Raw genomic sequence first — 20404 nt, 5'->3', positions numbered from 1 at the left:
CCACGCACGCAAGTCTGAGTATATGAAAGACGCGCATTTGTTATCATCATCCCTGTTATTCAGAGATGAATATTTGGCCACAAGTATGTGGCCATTTTCTTTTCTGTCAGGCGTTTTTCTCAAGCCAGCTATCGAAAGGCTCTGTATCACCCGCTTCGATATCCCGCTGGCGCTGCCATGAAGCATCATGCTCCTTCTGCAACGCATCCGCCGTTAAAATTTCCAGTGGTTCCTGAACCAGCTGCTGACGATACTGCTCCGCCAGCGCCAGACCCGTACCGCCAATCCCGTTATCAATCATAGATCGCAGAATACGAGCTGAATACGTTAACTCCGGATCGTCGAAGCTGGCAACCAGTTGGTCGCATACCTGCTGATATTCATGGTTCCCGGCAATACCGTCCAGCGTTTCCGCCACACGACGAAGGTCGGCGAACAGGTCTTTACCCACTTTAGAAAGCGGATGCTGCGCAGTTTCACAGCCGATGCCGAGCGTCAGGCCCGGTTTGCGGCCTTCCAGGATAACGCGATTCCAGTTGGTGCGGGTACACAGCAGCTCGTCGCTGCTCATTTCCGGCGCATCCGCCAGCACACACCAAATCATAAACAGGTCGAGGAAACGCACCTGCTGCTCGTCAACGCCGATTGGCGAGAACGGGTTAATGTCCAGAGAACGCACTTCAATATATTCGATACCGCCGCGCAGCAGCGCATCAGACGGTGATTCACCATCGCGAGTGACGCGTTTCGGGCGAATCGGAGCATAAAGTTCGTTTTCAATTTGCAGCACGTTGGTATTCAGCTGCAAATGCTTACCATCTTTCATCAAACCAATCTTAGCGTACTCTTCGGACGGGGTTTTGATAGCCCGCTTCAGCGCTTCCACATAAGTATCGAGATTGTTGAAAGTGATGCCCAGGTTACTTTGCGACTTATTGGTATAACCGAGGTCGCTCAGGCGCAGTGAAGTAGCATAAGGCAGGTAGTACATACCGCATTCGGTTTTTTCAAACGGCAGCGAGCTTTCTTTCCCCTGCAGGAAAGAAGAGCAAATAGCTGGAGAGGCGCCGAAAAGATACGGGATAACCCAGCCAAAGCGGTAGTAGTTGCGGATCAGTCGGAAATAACCGGCGGAGATCGCTTCTTTACCGCTTTCGATATCTTTTACGCCGCACTTCGCCTGCCAGAATGCCAGCGGCAGTGAGAAGTTGTAATGCACGCCGGAGATAGTCTGCATCAGCGCGCCATAGCGGTTTTTTAAACCTTCGCGGTACAGCGTTTTAAAACGCCCTACGTTAGAAGAGCCGTACTGCGCCAGCTCGATGTTTTGGCCGTCGTCGATATAGCACGGCATGCTGAGCGGCCACATGCGCTCCTCGCCCAGCTCACGCGCCGTATGGCGATGAATATCACGCAGGAAAGTAAGCATATGGTCGATATCGCCATCAACCGGGGTAATAAATTCCAGGAGGGCTTCTGCGAAATCCGTGGTAATCCATTTATGAGCAAGCGCTGAACCAAGGCTTTCCGGATGCCCGGTGGTTGCCAGGTCTCCCTGAGGTGTCACGCGCAGCGTTTCACGCTCAAGACCACGGCAAATGCCTTTTACTGCTTCAGGATGCTTTTCCAGCCAGGCCAAAGCCTGTGATACGTCCGGGATCAAATTGACCTCCCGCCTGTCGAATTTATTTTAATAAGCATAATTGTTTTCGCCGGTGATGAAGACTCATCCCACGCAATTAGTGCCACCACGCCATGCCTTGTACCGTTGCAGCCGCGACAACGATATAGCGTAGCGCTTTGCCAAGGCATAAAAAAAAGATAACCGGCCCCCATCTCAGGCGTAACCACCCTGCCAGCAGGCACAAGAGATCGCCGATTAGCGGCATCCAGCTAAGCAACAGCGTCGCCGGGCCAAATCGGGTCAACCAGTCGGTCGCTTTGCCCTGCCAGCGCGATTGTATACGCTGCGGGAAAAAGCGCCCCAGAATAACGTTAGTCATACCGCCAAGGCTATTACCGATTGTTGCTATTATCACAAGAACCGATGCCGGGCCGCTACCGGCAACCAGCAGAGCCACCAAAACTGCCTCGGAACTGCCGGGCAGCAAAGTAGCGCTTAGGAAGCTGCTGGTGAACAGCGAGAGGAGCGATAAAGCGTCGCTCACAGTAAGCGTACATCCACCGCATCCATGCCGGCGCTGCGAGCGGCCTGAAGGCCAAAATCAGCGTCTTCGAACACCACGCATTTCTCTGGCGCTACACCCATCAGTTCAGCACAGCGTAAGAAGGTATCCGGAGCGGGTTTGTGATGCTGCACATGGTCGGCTGCAACCACCGCGGCAAAATACTTGCGCAGGCCAAGATGATTGAGCAGGGCTTCAGCGATATCGCTTTCGCTGCCGGTGCCTACGGACATAGGACGGCGGCCATGCCACTCTTTTACCACTTCAATCAGCGGCAGTGGCTGAACGGTGTCGAGCAGTATTGCTCGTACCGCTACGGTTTTTTCGGCAGCGAGGCGATGGGGATCGAGGCTGGCATTGTGGCTTTCGATAATTGCCGCGGCTATTTTCCAGCTAGGTGCGCCGTTGAGTGCCACCATAGCCTGCTCGTCAAAGCTCATACCGTAGCGCCCGAGCGTTTCTTTCCAGGCTTTGCGGTGCGTTGGCTCCGTGTCGAGAATCGTGCCATCCATATCGAAGATTAAACCGTCGTAGCGATCGTACATCTCACCCTCACCTCACATAATGTCGAGGCGTTACTTTAGCGTAAACGGCTGAAATTGTCGCTTCTTGTGGTCTGAGGAGCTATGCGAAGAGTTAGGGTGTGTATTTGTGTTATGGGTAAAAGGAGTGTTAAAGCTTGAAGGAGTTTGGGGAGAAGATGGTGCATCCGGGAGGATTACTCGCCGAAGGCTCGCCCTGAAGGGCCGCTGCTGAAACAACGTTATCCGCCCTGGTGCTGGCTGAGAAATTAACTTTCTCTGTCACACCGTCATCGCTGATGACGCGGAGGAATATGGTGCATCCGGGAGGATTCGAACCTCCGACCGCTCGGTTCGTAGCCGAGTACTCTATCCAGCTGAGCTACGGATGCATCGGGATTACTGCTGTACTGCTGACTCAGCGTCACTCATCATGCCGCAACACTGATTAAGATGGTGCATCCGGGAGGATTCGAACCTCCGACCGCTCGGTTCGTAGCCGAGTACTCTATCCAGCTGAGCTACGGATGCATCGGGGATATTGCTTTACTACGACTCTCAATTATCTATTCAGATAACCAAGAGGAATATGGTGCATCCGGGAGGATTACTCGCCGAAGGCTCGCCCTAAAGGGCCGTTGCTGAAGCAACGTTATCCGCCCTGGTGCTGGCTGAGAAATTAACTTTCTCTGTCACACCGTCATCGCTGATGACGCGGAGGAGTATGGTGCATCCGGGAGGATTCGAACCTCCGACCGCTCGGTTCGTAGCCGAGTACTCTATCCAGCTGAGCTACGGATGCATCGGGATTACTGCTGTACTGCTGATTCAGTGTCACTCATCATGCCGCAACACTTATGAAGATGGTGCATTCGGGAGGATTACTCGCCGAAGGCTTGCCCTTAAGGGCCGCTGCTGAAGCAACGTTATCCGCCCTGGTGCTGGCTGAGAAATTAACTTTCTCTGTCACACCGTCATTGCTAGTGACGCGGGGGAAATGGTGCATCCGGGAGGATTCGAACCTCCGACCGCTCGGTTCGTAGCCGAGTACTCTATCCAGCTGAGCTACGGATGCAAAATGGCGGTGAGGCGGGGATTCGAACCCCGGATGCAGCTTTTGACCGCATACTCCCTTAGCAGGGGAGCGCCTTCAGCCTCTCGGCCACCTCACCACACACGCCTCTTGCGAGTGCTTCAAGTTACTCGTTAGAGCTTCTCGTCGCTGCGTGGCGCACATATTACTTTCTGGGACTTATAAGTCAAACAATTTTTCCCGACTCGCTATCGATTGCACAAATCACATTCGATTCGCGTAATTTGGAGACAAAAAGAGTGTTTTATCAACAGGCAAACGGCAGCAAACACACAGAATCATCGTGCGGTTCGCGGCAATAAAGGGGGTCATTGGCGTTCGGAAGGAAAAGCGGGAGAAAAGCTGCGCCTCGCTGTGGTTAAGCGAGACGCGATGTCTTTAGAAATTCGTTTGTTGGGATTTTTCAGCCTGGATACGCTGGTAGATCTCTTCGCGGTGCACAGAGACTTCTTTAGGGGCGTTAACACCAATACGGACCTGGTTGCCTTTGACCCCAAGTACAGTCACGGTCACCTCATCCCCAATCATAAGGGTCTCACCAACTCGACGAGTCAGAATTAACATTCTTTGCTCCTTGAAAGATTAAAAGAGTCGGGTCTCTCTGTATCCCGGCATTATCCATCATATAACGCGAAAACGTAAGCGATGACAAATACATAAAATGTACGCCGTCACAGCATTACACTCTGTTATATCTAAGTTTAGCCGATCAACTCAACTTCAACCTGACTTTATCATTATTGATAGTGTGTAAATGTGAGTACGCCATAACCGATATCGGTTATGGCGCCATGACACTTTTAGTTATTTTCAGAGTTTTGCCGTCACCCAGGCTTCAACGCCGGCCAGCGCGCCCGGCAGAGCCGCCGCGTCTGTGCCACCGGCCTGAGCCATGTCGGGACGACCTCCCCCTTTGCCGCCAACCTGCTGTGCAACCATCCCCACAAGCTCCCCGGCCTTAACGCGGTCGGTAACATCTTTGGAGACACCAGCAATCAGAGACACTTTCCCTTCTGCCACAGTAGCCAGAACAATCACGGCTGAGCCGAGCTGGTTTTTCAGGTCATCGACCATGGTACGCAACATCTTAGGTTCAACGTTGCTCAGCTCGCTTACCAGTAATTTAACGCCTTTTACTTCAACCGCTTTGCTGGAGAGGTTTGCACTCTCCTGCGAAGCCTGCTGTTCTTTCAGCTGTTGCAGCTCTTTCTCCAGCTGGCGGGTGCGCTCCAGGACCGAACGCACTTTCTCGTTCAGGTTTTGGCTGTCGCCCTTCAACAGTTGAGCAATATCATGCAGCTGGTCGCTCTGCGCATGGAGATTAGCCAGTGCGCCTTCGCCGGTTACAGCTTCAATACGGCGAACGCCTGCCGCAGTGCCAGACTCAGCAACGATGCGGAACAGGCCGATATCACCGGTACGAGAAGCATGGGTGCCGCCGCACAGTTCGGTAGAGAAATCGCCCATGCTCAACACACGAACATGGTCGTCATATTTCTCGCCAAACAGCGCCATAGCGCCTTTTGCTTTCGCCGCTTCGAGATCCATTACGTTGGTTTCGATAGGCAGGTTACGGCGAATCTGCGCGTTGACGATATCTTCGACGGCGCGAATTTCAGCGGGCTTCATTCCCTCAAAGTGAGAGAAGTCGAAGCGCAGGCCTTTGTCGTTAACCAGTGAGCCTTTCTGAGCAACGTGAGTGCCCAGAACTTCACGCAGCGCGGCGTGCAGCAGGTGCGTTGCGGAGTGATTCAGGCGGATACGAGCACGGCGGGCTTCGTCAACTTTAGCCTCTACGCTGTCGCCCACTTTAAGCACGCCGGAAACCAGCTTGCCGAGGTGACCAATCGCCTGGCCGTATTTTTGGGTATCGTCAACCGCGAAGTCGACGCCGGAACCTTTTACAGTGCCTTTATCGCCAACCTGCCCGCCGGACTCGCCGTAGAACGGCGTTTCGTTCAGTACAACAACGGCTTCCTGACCGGCGGTGATTTGCTCAACGGATTTACCGTCAACGAACAGCGCGGTGACTTTGGCGTTAAGATCGAGGCTATCGTAGCCTTTAAATTCAGAAGCAGAGTCTACGCGGATCATGCTGTTGTAGTCCGCGCCAAAGCCGCTGGACTCGCGCGCACGGCGGCGCTGCTCTTCCATAGCGACTTCAAAACCAGCTTCGTCAACTTTGATATTGCGCTCGCGGCAAACGTCAGCGGTTAAGTCCACCGGGAAACCATAGGTGTCGTACAGGCGGAAGGCTGTTTCGCCGTCCAGCGTGTCGCCCTTCAGTTTTGCCAGTTCATCATCCAGCAGCGCCAGGCCACGCTCCAGGGTACGGGCGAACTGCTCTTCTTCGGTTTTCAGAACCTGCTCAACCAGCGCCTGCTGTTTTGCCAGCTCTTCACCCGCAGAACCCATGACCTGAATCAGAGGGCCAACCAGCTTATAGAAGAAGGTATCTTTCGCGCCCAGCATGTTGCCATGGCGAATTGCGCGACGAATGATACGGCGCAATACGTAGCCACGGTTTTCGTTAGACGGCGTAACGCCGTCGGCAATCAGAAACGCGCAGGAACGGATGTGGTCGGCGATAACGCGCAGAGACTTGTTCGACAAATCTGTCGCACCGGTCACTTTCGCTACGGACTCGATAAGCGTTTTGAACAGGTCAATATCGTAGTTGGAGTTAACGTGCTGCAACACGGCGGCAATACGCTCCAGCCCCATCCCGGTATCTACGGATGGTTTTGGCAGCGGCAGCATAGTGCCGTCAACCTGACGGTTGAACTGCATGAATACGATGTTCCAGATCTCAATATAGCGGTCGCCGTCTTCTTCAGGGCTTCCCGGAGGGCCGCCCCAGATGTGATCGCCATGGTCGAAGAAAATCTCGGTACACGGACCACAAGGGCCGGTGTCACCCATCTGCCAGAAGTTGTCTGATGCGTACGCTGCACCTTTATTATCGCCAATGCGAATAATGCGCTCGCGCGGTACGCCGACTTCTTTTTCCCAGATTTCATAGGCTTCGTCATCGGTTTCGTAGACGGTCACCCACAGGCGGTCTTTCGGCAGATTAAACCAGTTTTCCCCGGTCAGTAATTCCCAGGCAAAATTAATCGCATCGTGTTTGAAGTAGTCGCCGAAGCTGAAGTTGCCCAGCATTTCGAAGAAAGTATGGTGACGCGCGGTGTAACCGACGTTTTCCAGATCGTTATGCTTACCACCGGCGCGAACACAACGCTGAGACGTAGTGGCGCGGGAATAATTACGCTTGTCGAGACCCAGGAAAACATCCTTGAACTGGTTCATCCCGGCGTTGGTAAACAGCAAAGTCGGATCGTTATTCGGAACCAGGGAGCTGCTCGCTACAACCTGGTGGCCTTTACTTTGGAAAAAATCGAGAAACGCCTGACGGATCTCAGCGGTGCTCTTGCTCATAATTATCCTGAAATCAAGCTAACGAAGAGTTGTAAAGCTGCCATGACAGCCGTAATGCAGGCCGTTCAGTGCAGCTTACCTGGAAAAAAGTGGGAATAAGATAAGTTTTCTGGCGAGGGAAGTAAAATCCAGTGTTGCCCTAATCAGCAAAATTTCGCCAGATCTCCTGAATGTCTTCCATAAAGAAGCCACGATAGAGCAGAAAACGCTGTACTTTAGCTCTGGCCTGCCACTCCGTTGGCAGCGGAGTGCCAAACTTACGTTCGGCTATATCGCGCGCCAGCGGCAGCCAGTTAATTTCACACGCCATCATCGCCGCTTCGCCCGTTGCTCTGTCGATCCCCTTTTGCTTCAGCTCCTGGCGGATACGCTGTGGTCCGTAACCTTTACGGCCACGGCTGGCAATAAACCGTGACGCAAACTGCGCATCGTCCAGCCAGCGGTGCTCATAGCACCAGGCAATGACCTTCTCGATATCTTCCTGCGAAACTTCAGGCTCGTCCTCACGGGCGAATTTTGCCGCAAAAGCCGAAGGCGTGGTGAGCTTGCGGCGCAGTTCATGCTCGCTATGATCGCGCATGGCAAGTATGCGGGTGGCCTTATCGAGAAGGCGGGCGAAAGGGCTGCGGCGAGGAGAGGAAGTATTATCAGGCATAGGGCAACATGGCAGAGATTAACGTCAGAAAGCATAAAGGGCTGCGGTAGCAGCCCTTTGTGTTATTTAGAAGTCTTCGTTGGTTTCGACCGCGTTTGCGTCATGGTCATCCACCGTGAAGTCCGGCGTTCCGTCCTGATTATTCAGCAACGTTTCGCGCAGTTTCTTCTCAATTTCTTCCGCCATCGGCTTGTTCTCTTTCAGGAAGTTGCTGGCATTTGCCTTACCCTGACCGATTTTTTCGCCGTTATAGCTGTACCATGCACCTGCTTTTTCAATCAGCTTGTGCTTCACGCCAAGGTCAACCAGCTCGCCGTAGAAGTTAATGCCTTCGCCGTAGAGGATCTGGAATTCAGCCTGTTTAAACGGTGCGGCGATTTTGTTTTTCACCACTTTAACGCGGGTTTCGCTGCCGATGACGTTATCGCCATCTTTCACCGCGCCGATGCGACGGATATCAAGACGCACAGAGGCGTAGAATTTCAGCGCGTTACCGCCGGTCGTGGTTTCCGGGTTACCGAACATCACGCCAATTTTCATACGAATCTGGTTGATGAAGATAAGCAGCGTATTGGACTGCTTCAGGTTACCCGCCAGCTTACGCATTGCCTGGCTCATCATACGTGCCGCGAGGCCCATGTGAGAGTCACCGATTTCACCTTCGATTTCCGCTTTTGGCGTCAGCGCCGCAACGGAGTCAACGATAATAACGTCAACCGCACCGGAGCGGGCCAGCGCGTCACAGATTTCCAGAGCCTGTTCGCCGGTATCCGGCTGGGAGCACAGCAGGTTGTCGATATCAACGCCCAGCTTTTTGGCATACACCGGGTCCAGAGCGTGCTCTGCGTCGATAAACGCACAGGTTTTCCCGCTGCGCTGTGCGGCGGCAATAACCTGCAGAGTCAGGGTCGTTTTACCTGAGGATTCCGGCCCGTAGATTTCTACGATACGGCCCATTGGCAGGCCGCCCGCGCCCAGAGCAATGTCCAGAGAAAGGGAGCCGGTAGAGATCGTTTCTACGTCCATAGAACGGTCTTCACCCAGACGCATGATGGAGCCTTTACCAAATTGTTTTTCAATTTGGCCAAGTGCTGCCGCTAACGCCTTCTGTTTGTTTTCGTCGATAGCCATTTCTACTCCTGTCATGCAGAGTGATGCGATAAGTCGCAACGCCGCGTTCTCAATTCTGTTTTGTTGAGGCAATTATACTGTATGGTCATACAGTATCAAGTTTATTTTTTAGAAAATCGTCCCACAGGATCTGCAAGGCGAATTCCGTTGCCTGCCGACGCACCGCTTCGCGGTCGCCGTCAAAGCGCTGCACCTTCGCTATGGTTGCTCCCTGCCTGCTGGCAAAGCCAAACCACACGGTGCCCACCGGTTTTTCTTCACTGCCGCCGTCCGGCCCGGCAATACCGCTGACGGAAACGGCATAATCAGCCTGCGCTGCCGCGAGCACGCCCTGCGCCATCTCGCGAACCACTCCTTCACTGACGGCTCCATAAGCTTCCAGCATCTGGGGGCTTACGCCTATCAGCTGCTGTTTAGCTTCATTGCTATAGGTGACAAAACCGCGTTCAAACCAGGCCGAACTGCCCGGTACGTCAGTAATCACTTTAGCTATCCAACCGCCGGTACAGGATTCTGCGGTGGTGAGCGTAGCGCCAAGCTGCCCGAGAGCTTTCCCTACCTGTTTACTTAGCTCAAACAATGCGCTGTCTGTCATGCTGGCTCCGATTGTAGACACATCATCAGACAACACGATAGCACTTTACGGGCGTTGCGGGGGATTACATCAGGATACGCGAGAGGGATTCCATAAATGAAACGGCCAGCGGGTGCTGGCCGAAAAACGCGGTTACTTCATGCTGTTGGCAAGCGTGTCAACGTTGTGCTTAAACGCCTTTTCGTAGCTGCTTGCCGGGCCATTCGGGCCGGAAAGCGCTTCCGGGTAAAGCTCGCCGCCGGGTTTAGCCCCCGTGGCGCTGGCAATTTGTTTGACCAGGCGCGGGTCGGTCTGATTTTCAATGAAGTAGGTAGAAATATGTTCTTCTTTCAGTTGCTTAATCAAAGAAGAGACGTCGCTGGCGCTCGCCTGAGCCTCGGTTGAGAAGCCAATAGGCGCAAGGAAGCTGACGCCATAAGCCTGCCCGAAGTAACCAAATGCATCATGGCTGGTCAGCACTTTACGGTGAGACTGTGGAATACCGGCAAAGCGTTTTTTCGCCCAGCTATCCAGCTCTTTGAGACGCCCGGCATAACTGTCGCCGCTTTTGCGCAAAGCAGCAGCATCTTCCGGGTCAGCGGCAATCAATGCAGCCGCGATGTTTTCAGCGTAAACCGCGCCGTTTGCCGCGCTGTTCCACGCGTGCGGATCGGTAATTGATTTACCGTCCTCTTCCATGCTGCGGGTATTGATTCCCTCAGAAGCAACGATAACTTTGCCTTTATAGCCGGATGCCGTCACCAGGCGGTCCATCCACCCTTCCATTCCCAGCCCGCTAACGATAACGACATCGGCGTTCCGCAGCGCCACGCTGTCTTTTGGCGAAGGCTCGAAGCTGTGCGGGTCGCCGTCCGGCCCTACCAGACTGGTGACTTTTACATGCTCACCGCCAACCTGTTTTGCCATATCCGCCAGCACGGTGAAACTTGCCACCACATTCAGCGTTTTTGCCGCAGCCATCTGGCTGGAAAGCGCCATAGCCAGCGCGATACCAATCCCTAAACGTTTCATTTAACCCCCTTTATGATTGCCAATTTCCTACGCAGCAGGCTCCCTGCAAGCACGCTGCGCGGTCCGAAAAGTATTGAGATAAAGAATGCGACGCTGGCGGTAAGCACGATCGCCGGGCCTGCCGGCAGCGAGGCATAAAATGACCACACCAGCCCCAGCCAGGCGCAGAGCAAACCGCACACCACGGCCAGACCAATCGATCCCGGCAGCGTCTTCGCCCAGCAGCGCGCCGCGATGGCGGGCAGCATCATCAGGCCGACGGACATTAAAGTGCCGAGGATTTGGAATCCCGCCACCAGATTGAGCACCAGTAACGCAAGAAAAGTGCCGTGGATAAGCGAAGGCAGCCGCCGGTTATTGACCTGCAAAAAGCTGCGGTCGAACGACTCAAGCACCAGCCCACGATAAAGAAACGCGAGCGCGACCAGCGTAACGCTGGCTATCAGGCCGACAAACTTCGTCGCTTCGCCGTCCACCGCCAGTATCGAGCCAAACAGCAGATGCAGCAGGTCGACGCTGGAGCCGCGTAGCGAGATAAGCGTGACGCCAAGCGCCAGCGAGCCAAGATAAAAGCCCGCGAAGCTGGCATCTTCTTTAAGCGGCGTGCGCGAGCTGACCCAGCCGGAAAGCAAGGCAACCAGCACCCCGGCGACAAAGCCGCCAACCCCCATCGCCACTAAAGACATGCCCGCAACCAGGTAGCCAACCGCGACGCCGGGCAAAATGGCGTGTGAGAGCGCATCGCCCACCAGGCTCATACGGCGCAACAGCAAGAATATGCCCAGCGGAACGGTGCTAAGAGAGAGCGACAGGCAGGCAACCAGCGCGCGTCGCATAAAGCCATAGGCGACGAACGGTTCAATAAAAATGTGATAAATCATGCGGTCTGCACCAGGCGCGGGCGAATGGAAGCGTACTGAGCCAGCGCCTCAGCGGCGTTGCCCCATTGATAACCGTCTGCGGTAAGCAGCAGTACGTCAGGGAAATGGCGGCGCACCAGCTCATTGTCGTGCAGCACGCAGATAAGCGTTTGCCCGTCGTGATGCATCTGGCACATCAGCTCCATCAGGAATTCGCTGGTCTGCGCATCCACGCCGGTAAAGGGTTCATCCAGCAGGATCAGAGGGGCATCCTGCATCAACAGGCGAGCGAACAGCATGCGCTGAAACTGACCGCCGGAAAGCACTTCAATAGGGCGCTGATAAAGTTCGCTTAACCCAACGCGCTCAATAGCCTCCATCACGCGTTCTCGATGCCTGCGGTTCAGCCCGGAAAAGAGGCCACGGCCGGGCCAGCTGCCCATACACACCACATCGTAAACCGTGGCGGGAAACTGCCTGTCCATTTCCCCCAGTTGAGGTAACCAGGCGATACGCGGCCGAAAGCCGTCCTGAAACTTAACGCTACCGGAGACGGGCGGCAGCAGTCCGGCCAGCGTTTTCAGCAGCGTAGACTTGCCGCAGCCGTTGGCGCCAATCACCGCGGTCATGCTGCCGCGCTGAAAAGTGCCGTTAACAGAGGAGACCACCACGTTGCCATGGTAGCCCAGCTCAAGGTCCTTCAATTCGATCATGGCAGGATAATCGCCCAGTGAATGGCGCCCCACAGGCCGAGGATCAGCAGCGCTACCAGCGCTAAGCGCAATACTCCGGAGAGACTCAATAATGAAGAGGGAGCAACAGCAGACATACCAACACCCAAAAATGATTTGTTATAACATAACATAAATCAGTGCAAGCAGGATGTAAATTGCCAATGCGGAACTCGGGGTAAACAAAGCTTCAACCGGGAGAAAGAAAACGCGGAGGGAAGAGATAAAAAGGCCCGCCTGGGAAGAGGCGAGCCGGAGTGATTATTTGACTCGAGCCAGCGCCACGGACTGCCCCAGTTGCCAAACCGCCATGGCGTAATGGGTGCTGTGGTTATAGCGGGTAATCGCGTAGAAGTTTGGCAGGCCGTACCAATACTGGTAGCGATCGCCCATATCCAGACGCAGCAGGCTAACTTCCTGATGATTCCCCAGCGAGCCTTGCGGACTTAAGCCGGACTGCGCAAGTGCAGAGACGGAATATTTAGTGTTAAAGCCGTTTGCCAGCCCCGGCACCTGCCCGTTAGCCGGAACGGCGACCATATCGCCCTTTTCCCAGCCGTGCGCTTTGAAGTAGTTGGCCACGCTGCCGATGGCGTCTTCAGGATCCCACAGGTTAACGTGTCCGTCGCCGTTGAAGTCCACCGCATACTCTTTAAACGAGGAAGGCATAAACTGGCCGTAGCCCATTGCTCCGGCGAAGGAGCCTTTAAGCGCCAGCGGATCGTCGCCTTCGTTACGCGCCATCAGCAGGAAGGTTTCCAGCTCACCGGCAAAATACTGAGCGCGACGCGGGTAGGCAAAGGCCAACGTGGCAAGAGCATCAACAATGCGGGTTTTACCCATTACGCGGCCCCAGCGGGTCTCAACGCCGATAATGCCAACAATGATTTCAGGAGGCACGCCGTAAACTTGATAAGCGCGGTTCAGCGCGGACTCGTACTGGTTCCAGAACTTCACGCCGTTTTGCACGTTATCCGGGGTGATAAATTTAGCCCGATAGCGCAGCCAGGCACCATTTGGGCCAGCCGGAGGCGCGGTGGTCGGCGCCTGCTGATCCATCAGACGCAGCACATAGTCCAGCCGCTTAGCCTGGGACAGCACCTCGTGCAGCTGACGCCTGTCGAACCCGTGCTTATTCACCATTTTCTCGATGAATTTCTCCGCTTCCGGGTTGTTGGCAAAGTCGCCGGTTTGCATAAACACGTCATGCTGCGGCTGCAACAGGAAACCGCCTGACGGAGTGCCGCTAGTTTGCTGCTGCGCGCTCTCTTTTGGTTTGCTGCTACAGGCCGAAAGTAGAACCAGGATCGGAAGAAGTGCTGCGGCTGAATAACGCATCTGATGGGCTGTCCCTGTGAATGTTCGCGAAAGTTTCGCAATAATGGTAATCCATAATTGCCCATCTGAGTAAGTCTCTATTCACCCTTCCGCCGTTAAAACAGCACCGGGAGGCCAAGCGCGCGCTTCACTTCATCTGCCGTTTGCTGGGTAACCGCCCGCGCCTTTTCGCTCCCGGCTTTAAGGATTTCGCTCAGGTAGGCTTTATCTTCGATAAAACGGAGCCGTTTTTCACGGATGGGAGCCAGCAGAGCTTGCAGACAAATTTCTAGCTCATTTTTACACTGCCGGTCGCCCAGGCCGCCGCGCTGGTAGTGCTCCTTCATGGCCGCCACTTTCTCTTTGTCTTCGTGGAAAGCATCCAGATAAGTGAATACCACGTTGCCGTCAATTTTGCCGGGATCGCTGATCCGGAGGTGTTCCGGGTCGGTGAACATCGCGCTTACGGCCTGGTGGATCTGCTCCTCGCTGGCGGAAAGCATTAGCGTATTACCCAACGACTTCGACATTTTGGCATTGCCGTCAACGCCCGGCAGGCGGCTTACCTGGCCGAGCAGTGCTTTACAGCTGTGCAGAATAGGTTCGCCAGCGAGGCTATTCATCTTGTGCACAATTTCATTGGTCTGTTCAATCATCGGTAGCTGATCGTCCCCAACCGGCACCAGGCCCGCTTTGAATGCGGTGATATCCGCCGCCTGGCTTATCGGGTATACCAGAAAACCGGCGGGCAGAGAGCGGGCAAATCCCTTTTGAGCGATCTCGCTTTTTACCGTCGGGTTGCGCTCCACGCGTGCCACGGTCACGATGTTCATATACAGCATGGTGAGCTCGGCAAGCGCGGGCAAAGAAGATTGCAGGCAGATAGTCGTTTTTGCAGGATCGATGCCTACAGCCAGATAATCCGCCATCACTTCAAAAATATTCCCGGCAACTTTTTCCGGCCTGCTGCCGTTATCGGTTAGCCCCTGAAGGTCAGCTACCAGGATGTATTGCTGGTGTTCATGCTGAAGCTGAACGCGCTGGCGCAGCGAGCCGACGTAATGCCCTAAGTGCAGCTGGCCTGTTGGGCGGTCGCCGGTAAGAATGGTTTGCTGTGCTGAGTTTGAAAAGGTCATGGGTGCCTCCTGAGGCTGATAAATCTTGCCGGAGGGCGAACCTGTAAAACGAAATAGCCGCCTTCCGGCGGCTATTAGAAAGATGTAAACGAAATCTTGCCGCCTCTAAAGAGACAGCCACCAACGCTTAATGCTAATCATCAGGGGGGTGTATTTTTCGTTCATTGCTCTACCCTATCACATCTCACCGCGATTTCCGTAGCGGGATTTAAAAGTTTATAATTTACCCATCGTTCGCAAGATCCCCTCGCGACGTACAGATAAAAGGGAAATTTGGGAATTTATGGTTGTTATGAATGATCCTTCGCCGGGCGTACTGTCGGTCTTTGATTTTGACGGCACTTTGACCCATAGCGACAGCTTCGTCCCGTTCCTGCGGTTTGCCTTTGGCCGTAAAACCTTTGCGCGCAAGATGATGCGTATGGTGCTGCCGACGCTGAAGTGCCTGCGCCGGAAGCTCACCCGGGATGAATTAAAAGAGGTGCTAATCAGTACCTTTTTGACCGGCGTAAATGAGCAGTGGGTCAAAGATAAAGCCGAAGCTTTCTGCGCGAAAAACTTTGAAAGAATGATGCGTCCGCGCGGGCTAATGGCGGTAGCCTCCGAGCTGCGTTCCGGCGCGGAAGTGACGCTGTGCTCTGCTTCCCCGGCTATTGTTCTGCGCCCTTTCTCAGACCGGCTTGGCGTTAAGCTTATCGGTACCCAGCTTGAAGTGGTTGACGGCGTCTTAACTGGCCGAATTAACGGCCATAACTGCCGCTGCGACCAAAAAATTCAGCGTCTTGAGCAGGTCTACGGCCCGCTGAATCAGCTTCATCTGCGGGCTTGGGGTGATTCACGCGGCGACTATGAATTACTTACCGCGGCAAGAGATTACCACTGGAGGCATTTCCACCGCTCCTGGTCCCGCCGCAGCTCGCCTATCGAGAGATTACGCCTAGACCGCCATAGTTAGGTGATAATCCGGGATGCCTTCGCCCGAAGGCATCCTTAGCGGGATTAATGTTTACTGCCGCTGGACTCCACTTTTGCGGGGAACATCACGCTCAGCACAATTCCAACCGCCAGCACGCCCAGCACTACATACAGGCTTGCGGCGGCAGAAATGCTGTAACCGTGGTGCCAGATATGGTCGCTGGCGTTAAGGCCGAGTTTGGCCGCAATAAAGAACAGCAGCACTATTACCGCCTTTTCCAGATGCACCAGATACTGTTTTAGCGCTTCGAGTACGAAGTAGAGAGTACGAAGGCCGAGGATGGCAAACATCATCGCACTATAGACAATCAGCGGCTCGCGGCTGACGGCAATAATCGCCGGCACGGAGTCAAAGGCAAACATAACGTCCGACAGCTCAACTACCGCCACGCACAGCATCAGAGGCGTTGCGTACAGAGCCGCTTTCTTCACCCGTCCAACGGTTATCGCGTGGTTTTCCGGCTTCTCAAGCTCCCGATCCACTTCCTTCTGGTTCAACAGAAATGCGCGCCCGGCAAGCTTTGGCCAGATAGGGAAAAAGCGTTTTACCATGCGGTAGGCCAGATGCTGAGAATAGTCTTCAACTTCTTCATCGTCGCCATCCCCTTTCAGCATCATGACCGCCGTCCAGGCCACCACCAGGGCAAACACAATTTCGACATAAGGGCCGAGCGCCAGCAGGCCGGTGCCAATCGCGACAAAAATGCCCCTGAAGACAATCGCGCCAATCACGCCCCAGTAAAGCACGCGGTGCCGGTAGCGGTCCGGGATGCCGAACCAGGCAAAAATCGCCATCATCACGAATAGGTTATCGACCGACAGCACCTTCTCAAGCGCGTAGCCGGTAATAAACAGGCTGGCCACTTCTGCCCCGTGATGAACATAAAGAAATGCGGCAAATAGCATGGCTATCGCCACCCAGAATACCGACCACGATGCGGCGCTTTTCAGCGAAATCGGTTTATCTTTGCGATGCATGAAGAGGTCAATGAAAATGGCACCGACCGACAGCGCAAGAAATACCGCCACCGTTTCGGTCGGGAACCCAATATGTGTAGAAGCCATGTTTTATCCTTCAGGAATGACTGGAGCGGCCCCAGCACATCTGAGAACCGCTCCGCTCCATTCAGGATAAGTCCTTCGGGAAAAAATGGTATATTTTTTCTGGCATTGGCGAATAAAGCAGCGCCTGGCTCACCTGTTTATTTCTGATAATTAATCACCAGATGGCTGTTGTCGTCTTTATCGTTCAGCGCACAGCCGGTAGCCTTGTCGGCCGCGTTAAACGAAATCACCGGGCCGGGACGCATATCTTTTGGGCCCTGCTCGCGGCTGTGGTGGAAGTGCCCGCCGCCGCCCCAGACCAGCGTTTTGCGGGCGCCAATCGCGAGTTCTTCTTTTTCCGCAGCGGCATTCCACGCAATATTCAGCGCCAGCCGCTTGTTCATATATTTGATGGCTTCCATCGGCGTTTTAGGTGCCGCACCGGGGATATGGCGATCGATACCGGCTACGGCAATCCCAGCCTTATGCGCCTCATAAAGCGCACCAGCGACTTTTTCCACCCAGGCTTCTCCATGTTTCGACCAGGCATTCATGATGAAGTTTTTAATCGCCTCTTTGCCACCGGCGAGCGCCTCGCGGAACAGCGCATTTTCGCTGTATTTCACAAACTCAACGGCAAGCAAATCCACCCCGGCCTTTTTCAACTCGGGGATAGCCTGCCCGACAAAATCGGGAATGAAGTGCTGGCCGTGTACGTCACCAAGATAGGCAAGTTTATTATCACGAAACAGGTTTGCCAGCGCCTGAACGGGGTCGCTCTTCGGCGGCTTGATGACGATATCGGGATGGATTCTTGCGCTCCCGCTTACCGCTACGGGCTGAACGCGGTTTGCCTGACCCACTGCAGAAAACATACTCATCTCCACTATTACGATGTTTTCTGATTAGTGGAGAGCCAAAAATTCAGTTCCTGCGGGAGCGGCAAAAAATATGTTTCTAAACGCAACGCCGTTGGCTGCATGAACCGATGCTGTCGCCTGCTGTTTTCCTGCCCCGGATAGTCCGTTATCATGGGCTATCTGCGGAGCCATTACCCGCTGCGGTTACCCGGTATTAGTGAGAGATAATGAGAACCAGAACCGTCACTAACAACTTAAAATTCAACGAAATGGATATCATCACCCGATGAGCACAAGCGAAACCTTCGACGCCCACACGCCCATGATGCAGCAGTACCTGCGTCTCAAATCCGAGCATCGTGACATTCTGCTGTTCTACCGCATGGGTGACTTTTACGAGCTGTTTTATGACGATGCCAAACGTGCGTCGCAGCTGCTGGATATCTCCCTGACCAAGCGCGGCGCATCGGCCGGAGAACCTATCCCGATGGCGGGCGTTCCGCATCATGCCGTCGAAAACTATCTGGCAAAATTGGTGAACCTCGGCGAATCGGTAGCTATTTGCGAGCAAGTCGGCGACCCAGCGACCAGCAAAGGTCCGGTCGAACGTAAAGTAGTGCGTATTGTCACCCCCGGCACCATCAGCGATGAAGCCCTGCTTCAGGAGCGCCAGGATAACCTGCTGGCGGCCATCTGGCAGGACAGCAAAGGCTTCGGCTATGCCACGCTGGACATCAGCTCCGGCCGCTTCCGCCTGACCGAGCCGGAAGATCGCGAAACCATGGCCGCTGAATTACAGCGCACCAATCCTGCGGAACTGCTTTATGCGGAAGATTTTGCCGAGATGAGCCTGATTGAGGGCCGCCGCGGTCTGCGTCGTCGCCCGCTCTGGGAGTTCGAAATTGAAACCGCGCGCCAGCAGATGAACCTGCAATTCGGCACCCGCGACCTGACCGGTTTCGGCGTCGAAAACGCCCATCATGCGCTTTGCGCCGCCGGCTGCCTGCTGCAATACGTTAAAGATACTCAGCGCACTTCCCTGCCGCACATTCGCTCCGTCACCATGGACAGGCAGCAGGACAGCATCATTATGGATGCCGCCACGCGCCGCAATCTGGAGATAACCCAGAACCTGTCCGGAGGCATCGAAAACACGCTGGCGTCGGTGCTGGACTGTACCGTAACGCCGATGGGCAGCCGCATGCTAAAACGCTGGCTGCATATGCCGGTGCGCAACGTTGACGTACTGACCAAGCGCCAGCAAACCATTGCCGCCCTCCAGGAGCGTACCGCCGAGGTTCAGCCGACGCTGCGCCAGGTGGGCGATCTGGAACGTATTCTGGCTCGTCTCGCCCTGCGCACCGCGCGCCCGCGTGACCTGGCTCGTATGCGCTACGCTTTCCAGCAGCTTCCGTCTCTGAGAGAAATGCTTGCCGACGTCGACACCGATTATGTGCAGACGCTACGCGAGCAAATGGGTGAGTTCACCGAACTACGCGAGCTGCTTGAGCGAGCCGTTATCGAGGCTCCGCCTGTCCTGGTGCGTGACGGCGGCGTTATCGCGCCAGGCTACAATGAAGAGCTGGACGAGTGGCGAGCTTTAGCCGACGGCGCGACGGACTACCTCGACCGCCTGGAGATCCGCGAACGCGAGCGTCTGGGTCTCGATACTTTGAAAGTCGGGTTTAACGCCGTCCACGGCTACTACATTCAGGTCAGCCGCGGCCAAAGCCACCTGGTGCCGATCAACTACGTTCGCCGCCAAACGTTGAAAAACGCCGAGCGCTATATCATCCCCGAGCTGAAAGAGTATGAAGACAAAGTTCTGACCTCTAAAGGCAAGGCGCTGGCGCTGGAGAAGCAGCTTTACGACCAGCTGTTCGATTTGCTGCTGCCGCACCTGGAAGCCCTGCAAAAAAGCGCAACCGCGCTGGCGGAGCTGGACGTGCTGGTGAACCTTTCCGAGCGCGCTTACACCCTGAACTACACCTGCCCGACGCTGACCGACAAGCCGGGTATCAAGCTGGTTGGCGGCCGCCATCCGGTGGTGGAACAGGTGCTTAGCGAACCCTTTATCGCCAACCCGCTGAGCCTTTCTCCGCAGCGCAGAATGCTGATTATCACTGGCCCGAATATGGGCGGTAAAAGCACCTATATGCGCCAGACAGCCCTGATAGCCCTGCTGGCATACATCGGCAGCTTTGTTCCGGCGCAGCAGGCCGAAATCGGCCCGATTGACCGCATCTTCACCCGTGTGGGCGCGGCGGATGACCTGGCTTCCGGCCGCTCCACCTTTATGGTCGAGATGACCGAAACTGCCAATATTCTGCATAACGCCACCGAGCACAGCCTGGTGCTGATGGACGAGATTGGCCGCGGGACATCGACCTATGACGGCCTGTCGCTGGCCTGGGCCTGCGCCGAAAGCCTGGCGAACCGCATCAAAGCGCTGACGTTGTTTGCCACGCACTACTTCGAACTGACCACTCTGCCGGAGAAAATGGAAGGCGTGGCGAACGTGCATCTTGATGCCGTTGAGCATGGCGATACTATTGCCTTTATGCACAGCGTGCAGGACGGTGCGGCAAGCAAAAGCTACGGCCTTGCCGTTGCCGCGCTGGCCGGTGTACCGAAGGATGTTATTAAGCGTGCGCGCCAGAAGCTGCGTGAACTGGAAAGTATTTCAGGTAATGCCGCAGCAAGCCAGGTAGACGGCACCCAGATGTCGCTGCTGACGGTACCGGAGGAGACATCTCCTGCGGTGGAGGCTCTGGAAAATCTGGACCCGGACTCGCTTTCTCCGCGCCAGGCGCTGGAGTGGATTTATCGGCTGAAAAATCTGGTGTAGATA

At 54.9% G+C, this 20404-nt stretch carries 17 protein-coding genes and 5 tRNA genes; 2 read left to right on the top strand and 20 right to left on the bottom strand.

Annotated features, from left to right (window positions below):
- Positions 1-106: 106 nt before the first annotated feature.
- From gshA to trpS, 18 genes are all read right to left on the bottom strand, one after another.
- Complete coding sequence (gene gshA, locus FOC35_RS13035; protein ID WP_016537968.1) at positions 107-1663, bottom strand: glutamate--cysteine ligase; 1557 nt, start codon at positions 1661-1663, stop codon at positions 107-109.
- Between the two features lie 76 nt (positions 1664-1739).
- Positions 1740-2168 (bottom strand): YqaA family protein, encoded by a 429-nt coding sequence (locus FOC35_RS13030; protein WP_172569104.1) that lies wholly within the window; start codon positions 2166-2168, stop codon positions 1740-1742.
- Complete coding sequence (gene yqaB / locus FOC35_RS13025; protein ID WP_016537970.1) at positions 2165-2731, bottom strand: fructose-1-phosphate/6-phosphogluconate phosphatase; 567 nt, start codon at positions 2729-2731, stop codon at positions 2165-2167. The genes FOC35_RS13030 and yqaB overlap by 4 nt, the downstream gene beginning before the upstream one ends.
- A 291-nt stretch (positions 2732-3022) precedes the next feature.
- A tRNA-Arg gene (locus FOC35_RS13020) sits at positions 3023-3099 on the bottom strand.
- A 62-nt stretch (positions 3100-3161) separates the two neighbouring features.
- Positions 3162-3238, bottom strand: a tRNA-Arg gene (locus FOC35_RS13015).
- Between the two features lie 194 nt (positions 3239-3432).
- A tRNA-Arg gene (locus FOC35_RS13010) sits at positions 3433-3509 on the bottom strand.
- A 196-nt stretch (positions 3510-3705) separates the two neighbouring features.
- Positions 3706-3782: transfer RNA gene (locus FOC35_RS13005), tRNA-Arg, on the bottom strand.
- 4 nt (positions 3783-3786) lie between these two features.
- A tRNA-Ser gene (locus tag FOC35_RS13000) sits at positions 3787-3879 on the bottom strand.
- Between the two features lie 299 nt (positions 3880-4178).
- Positions 4179-4364, bottom strand: coding sequence for a carbon storage regulator CsrA (gene csrA, locus FOC35_RS12995; RefSeq protein WP_008458257.1), 186 nt, complete (start codon positions 4362-4364; stop codon positions 4179-4181).
- A 246-nt stretch (positions 4365-4610) separates the two neighbouring features.
- Entirely contained in the window at positions 4611-7238 is a 2628-nt protein-coding gene (gene alaS, locus FOC35_RS12990) for an alanine--tRNA ligase (protein WP_172569103.1), read from the bottom strand.
- Between the two features lie 139 nt (positions 7239-7377).
- Entirely contained in the window at positions 7378-7893 is a 516-nt protein-coding gene (locus FOC35_RS12985; protein WP_172569102.1) for a regulatory protein RecX, read from the bottom strand.
- 66 nt (positions 7894-7959) lie between these two features.
- Positions 7960-9024, bottom strand: a complete 1065-nt coding sequence (gene recA, locus FOC35_RS12980) for a recombinase RecA (protein ID WP_039898731.1) — start codon at positions 9022-9024, stop codon at positions 7960-7962.
- A gap of 85 nt (positions 9025-9109) precedes the next feature.
- Positions 9110-9619, bottom strand: a complete 510-nt coding sequence (gene pncC, locus FOC35_RS12975) for a nicotinamide-nucleotide amidase (protein ID WP_172569101.1) — start codon at positions 9617-9619, stop codon at positions 9110-9112.
- 132 nt (positions 9620-9751) lie between these two features.
- Entirely contained in the window at positions 9752-10630 is an 879-nt protein-coding gene (locus FOC35_RS12970) for a metal ABC transporter substrate-binding protein (protein WP_172569100.1), read from the bottom strand.
- Positions 10627-11511: a metal ABC transporter permease gene (locus FOC35_RS12965; RefSeq protein WP_016537977.1), complete on the bottom strand. Its 885-nt coding sequence runs from the start codon at positions 11509-11511 to the stop codon at positions 10627-10629. Before FOC35_RS12965 ends, FOC35_RS12970 begins: the two co-directional genes overlap by 4 nt.
- Positions 11508-12203 (bottom strand): metal ABC transporter ATP-binding protein, encoded by a 696-nt coding sequence (locus FOC35_RS12960; protein ID WP_172569099.1) that lies wholly within the window; start codon positions 12201-12203, stop codon positions 11508-11510. The genes FOC35_RS12965 and FOC35_RS12960 overlap by 4 nt, the downstream gene beginning before the upstream one ends.
- Before the next feature lie 279 nt (positions 12204-12482).
- Entirely contained in the window at positions 12483-13559 is a 1077-nt protein-coding gene (gene mltB / locus FOC35_RS12955) for a lytic murein transglycosylase B (protein ID WP_172569098.1), read from the bottom strand.
- A gap of 95 nt (positions 13560-13654) precedes the next feature.
- Positions 13655-14674: a tryptophan--tRNA ligase gene (trpS, locus tag FOC35_RS12950; RefSeq protein ID WP_172569097.1), complete on the bottom strand. Its 1020-nt coding sequence runs from the start codon at positions 14672-14674 to the stop codon at positions 13655-13657.
- Positions 14675-14957: 283 nt separating this feature from the next.
- Between trpS and FOC35_RS12945 the strand changes: the two genes are divergently transcribed.
- Entirely contained in the window at positions 14958-15629 is a 672-nt protein-coding gene (locus tag FOC35_RS12945; RefSeq protein WP_016537982.1) for an HAD family hydrolase, read from the top strand.
- Positions 15630-15673: 44 nt separating this feature from the next.
- Here the strand turns inward: FOC35_RS12945 and FOC35_RS12940 are convergent, their stop codons facing one another.
- Together FOC35_RS12940 and FOC35_RS12935 are read right to left on the bottom strand one after the other, a co-directional pair.
- Positions 15674-16714 carry a TerC/Alx family metal homeostasis membrane protein gene (locus tag FOC35_RS12940; protein ID WP_016537983.1) on the bottom strand — a complete coding sequence of 347 codons (1041 nt, stop codon included), beginning with the start codon at positions 16712-16714 and terminating at the stop codon, positions 15674-15676.
- Between the two features lie 137 nt (positions 16715-16851).
- Complete coding sequence (locus FOC35_RS12935; RefSeq protein WP_254065286.1) at positions 16852-17568, bottom strand: Type III secretion system effector HopBA1; 717 nt, start codon at positions 17566-17568, stop codon at positions 16852-16854.
- Positions 17569-17839: 271 nt separating this feature from the next.
- On the opposite strand from FOC35_RS12935, the gene mutS reads away from it, so the two are divergent.
- Entirely contained in the window at positions 17840-20401 is a 2562-nt protein-coding gene (gene mutS, locus FOC35_RS12930; RefSeq protein ID WP_016537986.1) for a DNA mismatch repair protein MutS, read from the top strand.
- Positions 20402-20404: the final 3 nt, after the last annotated feature.

Source organism: Cedecea sp. FDAARGOS_727 (assembly GCF_012273235.1).
GTDB classification, from domain to species: domain Bacteria; phylum Pseudomonadota; class Gammaproteobacteria; order Enterobacterales; family Enterobacteriaceae; genus Cedecea; species Cedecea davisae.
The sequence above is the reverse complement of the archived record's forward strand: the minus strand, read 5'-3'. Positions and strand labels throughout refer to the sequence as shown.

What these genes read in the sequence shown, in the direction of transcription:
- pncC (WP_172569101.1), bottom strand. Translation starts at nt 9,619, where the DNA reads ATGACAGACAGCGCATTGTTTGAGCTAAGTAAACAGGTAGGGAAAGCT.
- FOC35_RS12965 (WP_016537977.1), bottom strand. Translation starts at nt 11,511, where the DNA reads ATGATTTATCACATTTTTATTGAACCGTTCGTCGCCTATGGCTTTATG.
- FOC35_RS12945 (WP_016537982.1), top strand. Translation starts at nt 14,958, where the DNA reads ATGGTTGTTATGAATGATCCTTCGCCGGGCGTACTGTCGGTCTTTGAT.
- csrA (WP_008458257.1), bottom strand. Translation starts at nt 4,364, where the DNA reads ATGTTAATTCTGACTCGTCGAGTTGGTGAGACCCTTATGATTGGGGAT.
- FOC35_RS12935 (WP_254065286.1), bottom strand. Translation starts at nt 17,568, where the DNA reads ATGTTTTCTGCAGTGGGTCAGGCAAACCGCGTTCAGCCCGTAGCGGTA.
- mltB (WP_172569098.1), bottom strand. Translation starts at nt 13,559, where the DNA reads ATGCGTTATTCAGCCGCAGCACTTCTTCCGATCCTGGTTCTACTTTCG.
- mutS (WP_016537986.1), top strand. Translation starts at nt 17,840, where the DNA reads ATGAGCACAAGCGAAACCTTCGACGCCCACACGCCCATGATGCAGCAG.
- FOC35_RS12940 (WP_016537983.1), bottom strand. Translation starts at nt 16,714, where the DNA reads ATGGCTTCTACACATATTGGGTTCCCGACCGAAACGGTGGCGGTATTT.
- FOC35_RS12985 (WP_172569102.1), bottom strand. Translation starts at nt 7,893, where the DNA reads ATGCCTGATAATACTTCCTCTCCTCGCCGCAGCCCTTTCGCCCGCCTT.
- FOC35_RS12970 (WP_172569100.1), bottom strand. Translation starts at nt 10,630, where the DNA reads ATGAAACGTTTAGGGATTGGTATCGCGCTGGCTATGGCGCTTTCCAGC.
- recA (WP_039898731.1), bottom strand. Translation starts at nt 9,024, where the DNA reads ATGGCTATCGACGAAAACAAACAGAAGGCGTTAGCGGCAGCACTTGGC.
- FOC35_RS12960 (WP_172569099.1), bottom strand. Translation starts at nt 12,203, where the DNA reads ATGATCGAATTGAAGGACCTTGAGCTGGGCTACCATGGCAACGTGGTG.
- yqaB (WP_016537970.1), bottom strand. Translation starts at nt 2,731, where the DNA reads ATGTACGATCGCTACGACGGTTTAATCTTCGATATGGATGGCACGATT.
- trpS (WP_172569097.1), bottom strand. Translation starts at nt 14,674, where the DNA reads ATGACCTTTTCAAACTCAGCACAGCAAACCATTCTTACCGGCGACCGC.
- alaS (WP_172569103.1), bottom strand. Translation starts at nt 7,238, where the DNA reads ATGAGCAAGAGCACCGCTGAGATCCGTCAGGCGTTTCTCGATTTTTTC.